Raw genomic sequence first — 15,704 nt, 5'->3', positions numbered from 1 at the left:
ACTAATGACTAATGACTAATGACTAACGACTAATGACTAATGACTAATGACTAATGACTAATGACTAACGACTAACGACTAATGACTAACGACAATTCTCTTAAACCATTAGGTTCAGTAATCGAAGGTTCCTTGACTGGGGGTTTAGAAGTGCGATTACACCCGGATGTATCTGTTGAGGATATGCGGGTGGGTAAATTTTTAGTTGTGCAGGGGGTGCGATCGCGCTTTTTCTGTATGCTAACAGATGTCGCCCTAGGTGCAGCTAACGCCCGCATCATCGCCAACCCCCCCAGTTGGGAAGATACTTTTTTACGGGAAGTGTTAGCTGGTAGTGGAACTTATGGGATGATTAACCTGGCTCCCATGTTAATGTTCACGCCGGAATCTGATGAGTCTTTCTCATCTACAGATGGTAAATCTGTAAACCCCTTTGTGCCATCGTCTACTAATTTGGCTTCTTTCCAACCCCAAACTAGCACCACGATGGAATTACTTCCCGTGAAAACTATCCCCAGTCACTTCAGCCAAGTCTACGAAGCCAGCGTTGAAGACTTTCGCCGGGTATTTGGTTGGGAAGATGATCCTCTGCGGCGCAACTTTTCCATCGGTAAACCCTTAGATATGGATGTCCCGGTGTGTATCGATTTGAATCGGTTTGTCGAACGTAGCAATGGGGTGTTTGGTAAATCGGGTACGGGTAAATCTTTTCTGACTCGGTTACTGTTGGCGGGTGTGATTCGCAAAAACGCCGCAGTTAACTTAATTTTTGATATGCACTCGGAATATGGTTGGGAGGCAGTAGCAGAAGGTAAAAACGTTAACACTGTTAAGGGACTGAAACAATTGTTTCCTGGGAGAGTCGAAGTTTACACCCTCGATCCTGAGTCTACTAAGCGTCGGGGTGTACGAGATTCTCAAGAACTCTACCTGAGTTATGAGCAAATCGAAGTCGAAGATATTAAATTATGTAGTCGAGATTTAGGCTTATCAGAAGCAGCTTTAGATAATGCCAACATTTTATCCAACGAGTATGGCAAATCCTGGATTGTCCAGCTGCTGAACATGACTAATGAAGAAATTGAGATGTTTTGTGATGAGAAGCGGGGACACAAAGGCTCAATTATGGCATTGCAGCGCAAGTTATTGCGTTTAGATAGTTTAAAATATATGCGGGCAGTGTGTCCCCAGAATTACATTAATAAAATTTTACAATCTTTAGAAGCTGGGAAAAATGTAGTAGTAGAATTTGGTTCGCAGTCGAATATGCTTTCGTATATGTTGGTGACTAACATGATCACCAGAAGGATTCATGAGCATTATGTGAAAAAAGCTGATAAATTCCTCCAAAGTAAAAACCCCAGCGATCGCCCCACGCCATTAATGATTACTATAGAAGAAGCCCACCGCTTCCTTGACCCAGGTGTGGTGCAAAGTACCATCTTCGGGACAATCGCCCGTGAACTGCGAAAATACTTTGTCACACTTTTGGTAGTTGATCAAAGACCCTCTGGGATAGATAATGAGGTGATGTCTCAAATCGGGACTCGCATTACCGCCTTGCTCAATGATGAAAAAGACATTGATGCCATATTTACAGGTGTATCGGGTGCTGGTGGTCTGAGGTCTGTACTAGCCAAGTTAGACTCGAAGCAACAAGCCTTAATTTTAGGTCACGCTGTCCCTATGCCTGTGGTAGTAAGAACTCGTCCCTATGATGCCACCTTCTACGAAGAAATTGGTGATCCAGCGTGGGAAGAAAAACCAGATGCAGAAGTATTCGCAGCTGCGGAACTAGCCAAAGCTGATTTAGGTTTTTAAAGGCGATTGGGGAAGCAGAGGAAGCGGAAGCGAAAGAGAAAAACTAATAACTCATGACTAATAACTAAGGACTAAGTAGTAACTTCCCTCCATCACCTGGCCTCATTAAGTTCGGTTATCTCCCTACTGCCAGGCAACAGCAGAGGGGGTTTTCGCGTCACTATAGATATAGTTAGCTTTGTCTAGGAAAATCACTTGTTTTAACAAAAAACTAATCTAACATTATAACCTATATACCTCTTCAGGCTACTTTACTATCTGCCTGATTTGTTTTAATATAAAATAATTAAAAGTCATACTGACTTCGGATAAACCGGTGGCTGCCGGCGACTGAAACAAAGAATTCTTGAAAAAAACCCAGATTGTTTGTAAGAGATTGAAAAATTGAGGGATGGTAGGGGAACCTATCTCCAAGACGCGCCTTCTGGAAAAGGGATATAAAAGATTGATAAAGTTTGGTAGCGTTTTGTGTTCAGTGATATATGTACTACCTTCCCTGATGGATTGATGTACTCAAGATTGATTGTGTTTACGGAGTAGAGGATAACGCACCAATGCCTATTGTTAACAACCACAACGAAGACCTGAACACCAAATTCACGGCTGATATGGTGCGAACCTATCTGCGGGAAATTGGTCGCGTGCCTTTGCTTACCCGTGAGCAAGAGATTGTTTACGGGAAGCAGGTACAACAAATGATGTCGCTGATAGAAGCGAAGGAAGAGTTAGGGAAGAAGTTACAACGGGAACCGAGTTTAGCAGAGTGGGCTGATCATGTTCACCAGTCTGAGACAGAAGTGAAACAAACGGTAGCCCAAGGTAAACGCGCCAAGCAGAAGATGATTGAAGCGAACTTACGCTTGGTAGTGGCGATCGCCAAAAAATACCAGAAACGTAACATGGAGTTTCTGGATTTAATCCAAGAGGGAACTTTAGGATTAGAGCGAGGAGTGGAAAAATTTGATCCCACCAGGGGTTATAAATTTTCAACCTATGCTTACTGGTGGATTCGCCAAGCAATTACCCGCGCGATCGCTCAACAAGGTCGTACTATCAGATTACCCATCCACATTACCGAGAAACTGAACAAAATTAAAAAAGTGCAGCGCGAACTAGCTCAGACTTTGGGGCGATCGCCAACTCCGGCGGAAATTGCCAAAGAACTAGAACTAGAACCGGCTCAGATTCGTGAGTATCTGAACATGGCGCGTCAACCAGTTTCTTTAGATGTGCGAGTTGGCGACAACCAAGACACAGAACTACAAGAAATGCTCGAAGATGAAGGCCCATCTCCAGAGTATTACACCACTCAAGAATTCTTGCGCCAAGACTTAAACAGCTTGTTGGCGGAACTCACACCCCAACAGCGAGAAGTGTTAGCACTGCGTTTTGGGTTAGAAGATGGTAACGAAATGTCTCTGGCAAAAGTCGGCGAAAGATTAAACCTCAGTCGTGAACGTGTCCGCCAGTTAGAGCATCAAGCCTTAGCTCATCTGCGTCGCCGTCGAGCGAATGTCAAGGAATACGTTGCTAGCTAAATCTACAGGCGTAGTAGTGTTACGTCTCTATAGGGTAACGCGCCTCCTGAACTCAGGGGGCAATTTTTTTAGGAGAAAAAAATATTGGGAATTTTCCGAAATGGAATCAGGGGCGGTTGTAGATATGGGTGTACTGAAAAAAGAGAGATGTTTGTTCAGCGCAACATCAATTTTTTGAAACCGATTAGAAAAACAGTGAGATATCAAACCCGCTCAGGGAGAGGAATCCTTAACTCACATCCTCCAAAAGCATGATTATTTTAGCTGAAGCATAAATTTTTCAATTATTGATAGGGTGTGATTATACCGCAAAATTGCATAAAAACGCGATTTTTTAGGAATTTTAATTTTTCAAGACATAAATCCAACCTTTGACCGAGCCTTAAACAATAGAGATTTCATTATGGTTTAAGTCAAGTTACAGAGGAAGTCGTTAGGTTTTAACAGGAGAAGTCGGGTGCTTAACAACAAATTGAAAATTTTCCCCTTACACCGTTTGAGAATCCCCGCGATTGCTTTCCTTTTCACCCTTGGTGCTGTGGGCGAACAAGCAATACCTGTACTCAGTAATCGTATTGCACAAGTACCGAACTCGATAGCGATCGCCGCTTCTCTTCCCGAATTGACGCATCAACCACAAAAGAGTTCCAAAACATCTATTAATTCTGAGTCAATCACAAGCGAGTTTACCAGCACTCTCAAAGCTGCCAAAAATTCAGGAATTACCCAAAAAGCCGACCTACCGCTTAAAGATGGTGTATATCTATATGGTCAATCACCCCAACCAAACCAATTAGGTCAAGGGTATGTTGTCTTCCAAAAGCGGCAAGGTAAAATAGTCGGTGCGCTATATATGCCTAGATCCGAGTTTAGCTGCTTTCAAGGCACACTCGACAAATCAGGAGAATTGGCGATGACTGTGACTGGTACACCAGATGCAGGTATTGCACCAGATGTAGCTACAGCTAGTACAATACCTACATTTTCCGTAGATCAGCCAGCTACTTATGCTCACTCTTTAGCACTGCAAGACTATCATCAGATTAACTCTATCAGTGGCGATGATCGCCGTGTGCTTCAAATGTGTAATCATTGAGGGACTGGGTAGACAAAAAAGCGGAGGGAGCAAAGGAAGCGGAGGAAGCGGAGAAAGAAATTCTTTCCCAATGCCCAATGCCCAATGCCCAATGCCCAATAAAATTAAAACTCAATCCCTGGTTGTGCTTTGACATTTTGATCGCGGAAAGGATGCTTAACTAGAGTCATTTCTGTCACTAAGTCAGCGCGATCAATGATAGCGGCTGGTGCGCCTCTACCTGTGAGGATGACGTGTTTAGTGGCAGGTTTTTGTGCTAACCCGGCTAAGACTTGCTCAACTTGTAAATATCCCATTTTCAGGGCAATGTTAATTTCATCTAACAGCACTAGCTGAAAATCGGGGTTGCGGATGAATTCGAGTGATTTTTCCCAGGCGGCGGTGGCTTTTTCGATATCGCGATCGCGATCTTGGGTTTCCCAGGTGAAGCCTTCCCCCATAGCGTGAAATTCGATTTGATCTTCCCAAAGGCTGAACACCCTTTTTTCTGAGGGTTCCCAAGAACCTTTGATGTATTGGACGATCGCTACTTTGTAACCGTGTCCAAGCGATCGTAACACCATCCCCAATGCGGCGGTTGTTTTTCCTTTACCATTACCAGTGTGAACAATAATTAAACCTTTTTCTGGTAAAGCTTGCGCTATGCGTCGATCCTGTACTTCTTTGCGACGCTGCATTTTTTCCCTGTGTTGTTCATTAGTCAGATTAGCTGACATTATTTCATCAATTAAACGCTCAATTTCCTTATCTGATTCTAATGCTTCTGGTGTATCGCGTGTCATCAAAGTCACCGGGAAATACAGAAAATAATTGTTAGGACTGACAAAACCCAGAAAAATTTGTGCTTATATGGATCAGCACTGAAGGTGAATCTGGCAGAGAATCAAGAAAAATTTGGGAAAAAGTTGGATATTATGACTAAATCTTCTCCGGTGGGAGATGTTGCGAGCATGATTTAGCTGGCATATCTTGTGACTCTAACTGATTATCTTCTAGCACCTAATTTTTTACAGTAGAGTCTTTCGGGATTGAGTATGTATGTCTAATCAGATGACCTTAGAAAATATTGATAATATCCTCACCTTTTTACCATTATTTTCTAGCCGAACCTCTAACTTTTGCGTCATATTATTATTCTAAATAATTTCAGAGATTCATTGCAGCCATTGACGAAGAAAATTTGGTCATCTGTTTTGATTGTACAAATTGGCCAGATGCAGCTAATCAGTTTGTCATTGAAACACAACTATTAAAGATAGGTGATATTTCTACAATACAGAAATTATTTACAAGTCACGTTCATCAAGAACGTTTTTGTTATAGACATTTAGCCGCAGTGATAGATAATAGTAATTTGTTGACAATATTGCAGCGATTAAAAAAACGTAATACTCAGATACCCGACTTCTCAAAGAAGTCGGGGATATATCTCATCATTATTTTATCTTTAATTATGTTGACCTACTTATTTGACTGAAGTACCCGACATATTTCATCTGGTTGAATTTGCCCGTCACTGAGTCTAACTAAGATTTTGACATCAAAGGGATAGAAGAATTACCTGAAACATAGTTAACATTAGATTCTGGTTTACTGTTTGGGAGTCTCAACATGGCAAAAAATTTAGGTAAGAAAATTGCACCCGTACCGATGTCAACAGATGTCAGCGTGGTGGATTTGATTGATAATTACTTCACTGCTTACAATTCGGCGCGGTTGCGGGAAGCTTGTCAATTATTGGCTCGTGATGTATTCCAAGATGGTGTCACCGTGGGAGTAAGTCTTTCCGGTGCGATGACACCTGCCGGGTTTGGTGTATCTGCGCTTGCGCCGTTAATTCGCAACGGTTTTATTGACTGGATGATTAGCACTGGTGCGAATCTTTACCATGATATGCACTATGGCTTAGGTTTTGAGTTGTTTGCCGGGAACCCATTCTTAGATGATGTGAAATTGCGTGAGCAAGGCACAATTAGAATTTATGACATCATCTTTGGTTATGACGTATTGCTAGAAACCGACGCATTTATCCGCAAGATACTGCAAGCTGAACCTTTCCAAAAGCGCATGGGTACGGCTGAGTTTCATTATTTGCTGGGTAAGTATGTGCGGGAAGTAGAGAAGCAATTGGGAGTTAAGCATTCTTGCTTACTAGCTACAGCTTATGAGTATGGCGTACCTATATATACATCTTCCCCTGGTGATAGTTCCATTGGCATGAATGTAGCGGCGTTAGCGTTGGAAGGTTCACAGTTGGTGTTAGATCCAGCAATTGATGTCAACGAAACAGCTGCGATCGCCTACAATGCCAGAGAAGGAGAAGGCAGAAGTGCAGCTGTAATTCTCGGTGGTGGTAGTCCGAAAAACTTCCTGCTACAAACCCAACCGCAGATACACGAGGTTTTAGGACTAGAAGAACGAGGACATGATTTCTTCGTTCAGTTTACCGATGCACGACCTGATACTGGTGGTTTATCCGGTGCGACTCCTTCAGAGGCGGTAAGCTGGGGTAAAATTGACCCGGACGAATTACCCAGCACCATTGTTTGTTACACCGATAGCACCATCGCCTTACCTTTGGTGACAGCGTATACTCTCAACCAGTGCGAACCTCGCCCCCTGAAGCGGTTGTATGATCAACGTCCAGCATTGTTAGATCAACTCCGCAGCGATTATTTAGCCGCCAAAGAACAGCCTGTAGAAAAAATCCCGACTGCTGTAGCTGAAGAAGCTGCCCAAGGTGCAGCAACTTATCCTTGCGGTAGGTTGATTCCTAATACTCAGTAGGGGACTGGGGACTGGGGACTGGGGACTGGGGACTGGGGATTGGGGACTGGGAAAGAATTTCTTCCTTCGCTCCCTCCGCTCCCCTGCTCCCTTATTCCCTAAACATTCCCGTATATGGGAATTGCTGCGCCTCGGATATCTTTAGCCGCATCTGAGGCGAGAAAGCAGATTAACTGGGCTATGGCTTCCGGTTTTACCCATTTATCGGCGTTTTCTGTACCCATAGCTTGACGGTTGGCAGGGGTGTCAATTACCGAGGGTAGGATGACATTAGCGGTGATATTTGTACCTTTGGTTTCATCTGCGATCGCTTTTGTTAAGGCTACCACACCAGCCTTCGCCGCCGAGTAGGCTGCAAACTGTCCCGCCGGTTCTACAGCCGCCTTAGAAGCCACTGTGACAATGCGGCCATAGCCATTTTCTAGCATCTTTTGCAAGCTATATTTACAAGTCAAAAAAGTAGTATTCAAGTTGATGTCAAACTCGCGTTTCCAACTGTAAAAGCTGTATTCGTGGGTTTTACCCATTGAAAAGCCGCCCACGAGATGAATTAACACATCCACCCTTCCCATGCGGCTGATGAGATTGTCTACCGAAGATTCTTCTTCTAAGTTAGTGGGGATAAATTGAATCCTAGCGAAGTCTGCGGGGGGAAGGATTTCCTTGAGGCGTTCGACTTCTTTAGGATTGCGGTAAGTCATAGTTAAATCTGCACCTTGGGCGAGAATTGCTGGTGTGACACCTAAACCGAGTCCACCAGTACCACCGGTGAGTAACACTTGCTTGCCTCTCATGCAACATGAACTCCTCAGAGCAACCACGATTAAGATACCGCGATCGCACTCTTTTCAGCAGCATTACCGCAGAAAATTTGCCGTACTACCCAGCAGTTTAATTGATCTGCCCGATTTATCAGCAGAAATTCTGGTTTTGAGTCTGAATTTTGACTAGCTTTGTCTATTCATTCAATTAATTTTAGCGGCTTTGCAGAGCATAAGTAATTAATGAAGCACAAAGCTCACAAATCTACCTGAATATATACTGCTTGGGATAGAATAATTTCTTGGCTATCTAGAGTTTATTATTCTTTGTTACTTTAAATAAATCATTCATGAGCAACTAATCTCCATAATTCTCAATCAAAACCTTCGGCAGATAATTAACCTGTAACTGTTATAATTTACATTCTCAAAAACCAATTAATAACTGAATTAGACGGACTGTAATCACAATATCCATCAATTGGAATAAGTAGAGAAAATTTCTGCTGATTCTTGCCAATTGCTGAAAAATTAACTCATTCAATTTAACTAGGAACCATTCCGGTTTCAAGTAAATTGTTCTGTCAAAGTAATTATGGGTAATAGTGACATTAAATACAATGAATGATATTGTCCTGCTGATGACAGGCGTATTAGCTACCAAACAACTCGCTCCATCTGTTTTACCCAAGCAGCCTGTAATTCATTTAGACAATGGTGTGACAAACTCTACACAAAATCAGTCAGATCAGTTAATGTCATCAGCAAAAATCACGCCGCCTGAATTTATACACCAATCTGAAATCTCACCAAATCTTCAATTAGCCGTACAGCATGAAAATCAAAAAAATCTGAGTAAAAATACACATCTAGTCAAAGATTCATATAGCCTAGATGAGTTTAATAACTTTCAGGCTGTTAGGGTAAAATTTTCACATCAACCGTTTTTGTTAACGGCACAAATCCCAGAAGAAATTGTGATTGCCAGAAGATATCAAAGGTATACAAGAAATCTACCATATTTAAGTTTTGGTAATACAGGTACACCTGTCAGAGTCTTACAAAGGTTATTAGTGGCTAATGGTTACGCTATTCGAGTCGATGGGTTTTATGGTGCGTTGACAGAAAGTGCTGTAAAAGCTTTTCAAGTGCAACGAAATCTTAAAGTAGATGGGATAGTCGGCCCAAATACTTGGTACTCTCTGACTAGACACTCAAGACAATATACATTTTAAAACATAGGGGTTCAGCAATGCTAAACCCCTACAGCATATTAATGAGGGAACAGGAAAAAATTTTGTTGCGGGAATGGGAGTTGTAGAGACTAAGCATGCTTAGTCTCTACATTTGTCGGGGAGAAATACCCTGCGGTATCCTGCTATGTCGAAGGGTTTTCAGCATCTTTCATGACAAACATCATCTACAAGAGTTTACCGATATTTGTGTTGTTCTAGTAGTTGTTGCGCTCTGGGTTTATAAACTAAATAGAATAAAGCCTCAAGGTAGCGTAACAAGTCTTCTCGGTTCTCCTGAGATGTGAAATTCCAGAAGCCATAAATCCGTGCTAATGATAACAGCTTAGTTGTGTGAATCTTCCAGGTGTATGTGCTGTATACACGGTCAATTGCTTGCTGAGAAACTCTACCCCAATAGGAGGGATCTTGTTGACATTTATTGATAAATTCCAGAATTTTCTGGGCCGTTTCTTCTAAATTGGTGGGGTTAATGTAAAAACCATTGACTTGATCTTGAATAATTTCTAATGGCCCACCAAATTGAGTTGCAAAGGTTGGTAAACCAGAAATCATCGCTTCTAGAATTGTCAAACCAAAGGCTTCAAATAAGGCTGGTTGAACAAAGATACCTTGATGGTCGGCGATAACGCGATAAATTTCTCCAGAGTCGCTTTTTGATAGGCGTACACCCAACCAGCGAATTTTGCCATAGAGATTGTACTCGTCAATGATGCGGTACAGTTTAATGATTTCATCCCGTTCTTCGTTATCGCCTGATTCTTCCACACGTAACTTGCCGGCGACTAAAATTAAGTTGCAATGTTCTTGCAAGTCTTTACTTTGACCAAAGCATTCTGCTAAACCGGTGAGGTTTTTAATCCGGTCGAGACGGGCCATTGAGAAGAGGGGACGCTTGTTAGGATCATCGAGTTTGCCGAAGATTTGGCTAGGATCTTCTAAAGTAAATAACATTTCGGTGATGCGATCGCGATCGCTGTCTACCCTGTCTTCAGTACGAGTGTAGGGGAAATAAGCATTTTCATTTACCCCAGGTGGTACAACATTAAACTTGGGACTAAACAACTCAATGCCATTCACCACATGATACAACTCTGGCATGGTAAAGCATTTGTAAGATTCATACTGTCCCACACTATCCGGTGTCCCGACAATTTCCTGGTAGGTGCTGCTGATAATAAAGTTAGCTGCATTCATCGCAATCAAATCAGCAGTAAATTGCAAGGAAAAATGATATTTATCGTCTAAATCTTGCCAGTAGAGGTTACTAAACAAATATTTAGATTTTTCCAAAGCGTGGGCGATGTTGCACTGGGTAATTTTCATCCGTCGCGCCAACAAAAACGCGACTAAGTTACCATCAGTGTAGTTACCCACAATTAAATCGGGTCTACCGTGAAATTCTGCTAATAATTCCTTTTCTGCATCAATGGCGAAGGTTTCCAGATAAGGCCAAAACTCAAATCTAGAAATCCAGTTTTGCGTCATATTGGGGTTGAATTCCCGCAGAGGTACGCGCAAAATCCAGGCGTTTTCTGTCCCGTGAACTTTTTCTAGTCGTTGGTTGCACAGAGTCCCGTCACTGTTGGGAATCAGACGGGTGAGAATAATTACCTTTGGCTGGACGTTTAACCCTTCTAAACCAGCCAGGATGACATCTTCTTGCAGTTGCTTTTCTAAATTTTTCGCTTGGTCAAGCACATACACCACCTGACCACCAGTATCAGGACGACCTAAGACACCCTCTTGCCCAAACCAACCATGTGCTGACACCAGGATGATTCTAAAAATCATCGGGATGCGAGAGATGAAAGCTTCTAGGGTTTGGGGGTCGGGAGAGTCGATTAATTCATCGAGAATATTTAAGGTTTCCTGAACACGCCCGGCTGTATTACCCCAACCTGGCTCAAAGCCCATCATTTGCAATTGTAAGCGAAATTGTTCGTAAGGTTCATCGCTGGGTCTTTGGCTAACAATCGCTAAGGCTTTCTTGACTTGTTGGGACAGTTGCTGTTGAGATTGGATATTATTGTTAATCAGCAGTTGCACACCATTGTAGTGGTGTAGGCGCAGGAAATTAAATAAGCCTTCTAGCCATTGTTTCGGGTCTTGAAACAGTTTGCTGGATAGATAACGGTTGAGAAACTGCACACCCTTACCAATGTTTTTGGGGTCGCGGATGGTTGGGGAATAATCATAAAAGGGGCCAAAATCGAGTTCTAGCAAGTCACCCTCTTGGGGGTGGAATTTATTCACCAAGCGATCGCGCAGATCCAACAGTTCCTGTACTGTCATCGACTCCACATCTAAATCTGCTGTCAGTCGATAAACTTCTTGACTAGCAATCTTCGGGCGAATGATGAAACAAATATTTGATTCTTCTTGAATAATTTCCTGAGTATAGTAAATTAGTTTACCTAAACGAGAATAAGTATAAAATGTGTTCGTTTTTTCTGTTTTAGAGCAATACTCATTATACTCGTTCAAGATGTCATTACGCAACAAATAATTTTGCTCTTTTTGGCGTAGTTGACTCAAAAAGTTACGCAAATCACTTCTTTCTTCGCTCTCCAATATTGCCTGAATCAATTCTGACATAGTAACCCCTGAATGAAGATTTTATTTCTAGGGTAGCGCAACCTGAAAACCTAGAAGTAAAACACGTTATAAAGCAAAAATACTCAGATAGATAGATATACCTGTGTTTTTTTCATCCTTATCAATTCGTGTTCTTATTTACTTAGAATAACTATGACTAATTATTATTGGCTCTAACTAAAGACAGACTACTTTTTATACTATTGATATATATGTAATAAATACTTATTTATACTTAATATAAATTACAGTCAGGCGATGCACAGATGAAAATACGCTCTAACCCTTATTTTTACGTTGTGAGCAGTGCATCGCCTGATGAGGGTAAGACAGCCCCCACCTTATGTAGTCCCTGTTCCCTGTTAAGAGTTCCCTGTTCCCTGTTCCCTTTTAACAAGGCTTTAACTGTGTCAACAAGACTACAATTTCATCAATAGCTTGGCGCAGGGTACTTGCAGGCTGTTCTGATTGATTCACCATAATACTGAACACCAAAGGCTCATATTCAGGTGTATTCATATATCCTGACAGGGAAATTGCACCCCTGAGTGTGCCTGTTTTTGCTTGTACAATTCCCTCAGCCGGAGTATTACGCAAACGACTTGCTAAAGTCCCATTTTTCCCAGCTACAGGTAAAGATGCACGATACACATTTGCAACAGGTGTTTTTGCTATACCCTGCAAAGTTTGTACTAACGCTTCCGGGCTAATTAAATTCCGGCGTGATAAACCGGAACCATCTGCCAACTGATAACCTGTCGGATCAACTCCCAACTTCGTTAAATTTTTCTTGATGGCTTCTAACCCAATATCAGCAGAACTTTGATTTTTCAAAACAGGAGATTGCCCACCTAAGACTCTCAACAGAGATTCTGCAAACAGATTATTACTATTTTGATTAGTTTCTTGAATTAATTCCCCTAAAGGTGGCGACTGTACAGATGCTAATTCCTGTTGATTAGTGGTACTATGTCCGATAACAGTTTTTCCTAAGTTAATTTTTTCTTGGTTGAAAGCTGTACGCAAACGTCTTAAGAAGTAAGCATCAGGATCAACTACAGGTAACTCTACTAAATAGGGTGCAGAATTCGCTGATACTTGTCCTTCAATCCGCAGGATTCTGCCAGTTAAGTCACGGCTAATATTAATGTAACTCGGTTGATTTTCGGCGACGGTTACTGAGCGATTAACTACTAACCATTGTCGGACTTCAGTTGGTTCATTCCAAACTAATTGGGGAGTTTTACCAACAGTTTGGGGTATCAGCTTAAAACCCACAATATTTTGATTTAAAATAAAACTATTAACTGGCGCACCATAATCTGACTGTATATCTTCCCATTGCCAAGTAGAATTAACAACATCTCCTTGAATATAACTATTATCAGCTATTAACTGGGGAATTTGAGTCACACCCTTTTGTCTTAGCTGTTGGACAAGTGATTGTAATTGAGTATCATTGAGGCTAGGATCTCCCCTGCCGATAACAGTAAAAACACCGTTACCATTTTGATAAATTGAGGTGCGAATGCGAAAGTCTGCACCTAGTTGTAACAGTGCTGCTGCTGTCGTCAGTAACTTAGTATTAGAAGCAGGAATAAAATATTTTTCTGCATCTCGACTATAGAGACTCTGCACAGATGACAGGGGTTTAATTAACACTCCCCAGCGTGAGCGATTAAAAAGGGGACGATTAATTATGGTATCAATGGCTGTACCCAATTGAGCAGGACAAATTGATTTTGTGGTAGTTGCTGTTGGGGTTGGGGTTTGTGCTTTGACAAGTTGTTGGGGAACACCGACTTTCACACCAACAAATAACAGCATTAAGCCTAGAGTAAGTTTTTTGGACATTTTATATCTTACACCTCAAGCGATAGACCAAGAATAGGTAGATAAATTTAAGGTTTTTGACTCTATCTCCCCCCTAGTTTTGGATCTTTGCCTTCTGGTACTAGCTGTACTGTAAAAATAGATCCTTCATCAAGCTGACTTTTGACGGTAATCGAACCACCACAATTCCATAACAGGCGTTGCACAATTGTTAAACCCAAACCTGCGCCGTTAATCTCCTCACTGTTTCCTGAACGCACACGATAAAAGCAGTCAAAAATTTTGGGAATTTCGCCCTCGGCGATACCAATGCCTGTGTCACGGACTTCTAGTTGTACATATTCATCCTCAATTCTGGCTGTTACCCAGACTTCACCGCCTGTGGGGGTAAACTTGAGGCTGTTATACAGGAGGTGAATTACTATCTGTCTGAGTCCACCATTGACGCACCACACAGGCGGTAAATCAGTGGGTATGGTGTAGGCTAGCATGATACCTTTCTCTTGGGCTACAGGTTGGTAGGTGCTGACTACTCCTGGTACAATATCAGCAAGTTTAACTAATTCTAAGTTAGTCGCCTCCAAAGTATGCTCTAGTTCTACTAGATCCAATAGACTGGTAATTAGTGTACTTTGGCGATCGCACTGAGTATTGAGCATTTGTAAATATCGCTGTCGCTGTTGGGGTTTGAGATTAGGCGAACTCAACAGCGACAGGGCTGTTTTCATTTGCGTCAGGGGTGTACGCAGTTCTTGAGAAACATTTTTGAGATATTCATCTTTCTGTTGTTCTTTTTTTTGCAGGGTTTGATTTTGTCCCTGTAATTTACCTATCCTTTCATGTCTAATTTGCCGATTAATTTCATCTTGTCGCTGGATTTGTTTAGCAAACAGCAAACTCCACAGTGCTGGTTCGCAGATATTTTGACAGATCAAATCGGCTGGTGCAATTTGATTTGATTCTAATTGAATCTCTTGTTTCAAGCCATCTAGTACGTTTTGAATAACTCTGCTATCAATAGTCGTAATTGTCAATAAAGTTAGATTTTTCGGCGAATTTTCTTTTGCTAAATTTTCGCTCTCATCGTTTCTAACCTGTTGAGATGCTACCAATAAACTGCTAAACTTTGGCGATAATACTACCAAGAAGTATTCTCGATGCAATTGATTATTTGCTAATAGTTCCACATCCACCTGATTAATATATGGTGTCATGGTTTCCTGCTGTTCTTCTTGGGTTACTATATCTTTTTTTGCTGCGTCTGCTCCCTTAATTTGGCAATTGTAGATATTAATTGGCTGCTTTATTGATAACTGATAACGCCGTAATTCCTGACACCAAATTTTACCCGGTGGCAGTTTCACCCAGAGTGTTGCATTGATTTGCTGCTCAATGAGTAAGTCTATTTGCGCTCTCACCATTGATAGCAGCGTAGCAGCATTGAGAGGAATTGGTTGGGGGGACGCTTCCGCTCCTACAGCTAGCTGATAAACTGACAAATCTTGATGCAGGAAGTCATTCATGAGTTGAACACAACCAATAAAATTAAGGGCAATGAGGAAGTAATCATGTAATTAATTTTCGCGTATTTATATGCTTTTTGCTCAAAATCTAGATAAAAGACATATTAATGAATTAGATAGTTAATTATTACTCTACAAAATTTGATTTTGTTAAAATTTGTTGCAGTTTTGAAAATACATTAAGATTTTTTCATACTTTGATATCTCTTGATCAAAGATGGTTATCTTACCAGAAAATTACCACGTATTTTTATTTTTTCGAGAGATAAAAATGAATGATGAAAATTGAGGGGTGAATGCAGAGATAGGAGAATGATCAGTAACTAAAGCCAAATGGTATGATACAGTCTCAGTAGAGAAAATCATGTCAATTTCTGTTTCAACGCCAAGACACAGAGACGCAAAGAAAAACCCATATCTTTGACTAGGTAAGGTGTAAGGGTTCTGCACACTTACACCTGTATGTTTACCCTGGTTGAAAAGTTGCGCTGTTT

Annotated in this window: 12 protein-coding genes; 7 read left to right on the top strand and 5 right to left on the bottom strand. The window is 41.5% G+C overall.

What is annotated here, in order from left to right; translation table 11 throughout:
- Nucleotides 1-81: 81 nt before the first annotated feature.
- From AACS98_RS05905 to AACS98_RS05895, 3 genes are all read left to right on the top strand, one after another.
- The gene (locus AACS98_RS05905) at nt 82-1,821 is read left to right on the top strand and encodes a helicase HerA domain-containing protein (protein WP_066377266.1); all 1,740 of its coding nucleotides are present in this window, start codon (nt 82-84) and stop codon (nt 1,819-1,821) included.
- A 554-nt stretch (nt 1,822-2,375) separates the two neighbouring features.
- Complete coding sequence (locus AACS98_RS05900) at nt 2,376-3,359, top strand: RNA polymerase sigma factor, RpoD/SigA family (RefSeq protein WP_066377264.1); 984 nt, start codon at nt 2,376-2,378, stop codon at nt 3,357-3,359.
- Between the two features lie 457 nt (nt 3,360-3,816).
- Nucleotides 3,817-4,455: a hypothetical protein gene (locus tag AACS98_RS05895; protein WP_066377262.1), complete on the top strand. Its 639-nt coding sequence runs from the start codon at nt 3,817-3,819 to the stop codon at nt 4,453-4,455.
- Nucleotides 4,456-4,559: 104 nt separating this feature from the next.
- On the opposite strand, the gene cobO is transcribed toward AACS98_RS05895, so the two are convergent.
- Nucleotides 4,560-5,237, bottom strand: a complete 678-nt coding sequence (gene cobO / locus AACS98_RS05890; protein ID WP_066377257.1) for a cob(I)yrinic acid a,c-diamide adenosyltransferase — start codon at nt 5,235-5,237, stop codon at nt 4,560-4,562.
- 398 nt (nt 5,238-5,635) lie between these two features.
- On the opposite strand from cobO, the gene AACS98_RS05885 reads away from it, so the two are divergent.
- Nucleotides 5,636-5,932 (top strand): DUF6508 domain-containing protein, encoded by a 297-nt coding sequence (locus AACS98_RS05885; RefSeq protein WP_232317114.1) that lies wholly within the window; start codon nt 5,636-5,638, stop codon nt 5,930-5,932.
- A 134-nt stretch (nt 5,933-6,066) separates the two neighbouring features.
- Nucleotides 6,067-7,242, top strand: a complete 1,176-nt coding sequence (locus AACS98_RS05880) for a homospermidine biosynthesis protein (RefSeq protein ID WP_066377255.1) — start codon at nt 6,067-6,069, stop codon at nt 7,240-7,242.
- A 98-nt stretch (nt 7,243-7,340) separates the two neighbouring features.
- On the opposite strand, the gene fabG is transcribed toward AACS98_RS05880, so the two are convergent.
- A complete protein-coding gene (fabG, locus tag AACS98_RS05875) occupies nt 7,341-8,036 on the bottom strand; it encodes a 3-oxoacyl-ACP reductase FabG (protein ID WP_066377253.1) in 696 nt (231 codons plus the stop codon).
- Here fabG and AACS98_RS05870 point away from each other — a divergent pair.
- Both AACS98_RS05870 and AACS98_RS05865 read left to right on the top strand, forming a co-directional pair.
- The gene (locus AACS98_RS05870; protein WP_156481624.1) at nt 8,035-8,193 is read left to right on the top strand and encodes a hypothetical protein; all 159 of its coding nucleotides are present in this window, start codon (nt 8,035-8,037) and stop codon (nt 8,191-8,193) included. The two genes, fabG and AACS98_RS05870, sit on opposite strands and share 2 nt — an antisense overlap.
- A gap of 430 nt (nt 8,194-8,623) precedes the next feature.
- Nucleotides 8,624-9,238 (top strand): peptidoglycan-binding domain-containing protein, encoded by a 615-nt coding sequence (locus tag AACS98_RS05865; RefSeq protein ID WP_066377251.1) that lies wholly within the window; start codon nt 8,624-8,626, stop codon nt 9,236-9,238.
- Between the two features lie 195 nt (nt 9,239-9,433).
- Here the strand turns inward: AACS98_RS05865 and AACS98_RS05860 are convergent, their stop codons facing one another.
- The 3 genes from AACS98_RS05860 to AACS98_RS05850 form a co-directional block, all read right to left on the bottom strand.
- Entirely contained in the window at nt 9,434-11,854 is a 2,421-nt protein-coding gene (locus tag AACS98_RS05860) for a sucrose synthase (protein WP_066377249.1), read from the bottom strand.
- A gap of 390 nt (nt 11,855-12,244) precedes the next feature.
- Nucleotides 12,245-13,708: a D-alanyl-D-alanine carboxypeptidase/D-alanyl-D-alanine endopeptidase gene (dacB, locus tag AACS98_RS05855; RefSeq protein ID WP_066377242.1), complete on the bottom strand. Its 1,464-nt coding sequence runs from the start codon at nt 13,706-13,708 to the stop codon at nt 12,245-12,247.
- Between the two features lie 62 nt (nt 13,709-13,770).
- Complete coding sequence (locus AACS98_RS05850) at nt 13,771-15,210, bottom strand: DICT sensory domain-containing protein (protein ID WP_066377240.1); 1,440 nt, start codon at nt 15,208-15,210, stop codon at nt 13,771-13,773.
- Nucleotides 15,211-15,704 lie beyond the last annotated feature (494 nt).

Source organism: Anabaena sp. CA = ATCC 33047, from assembly GCF_963870205.1.
Lineage (GTDB): Bacteria > Cyanobacteriota > Cyanobacteriia > Cyanobacteriales > Nostocaceae > Trichormus.
This window is presented reverse-complemented; position numbering and strand designations above follow the sequence as displayed.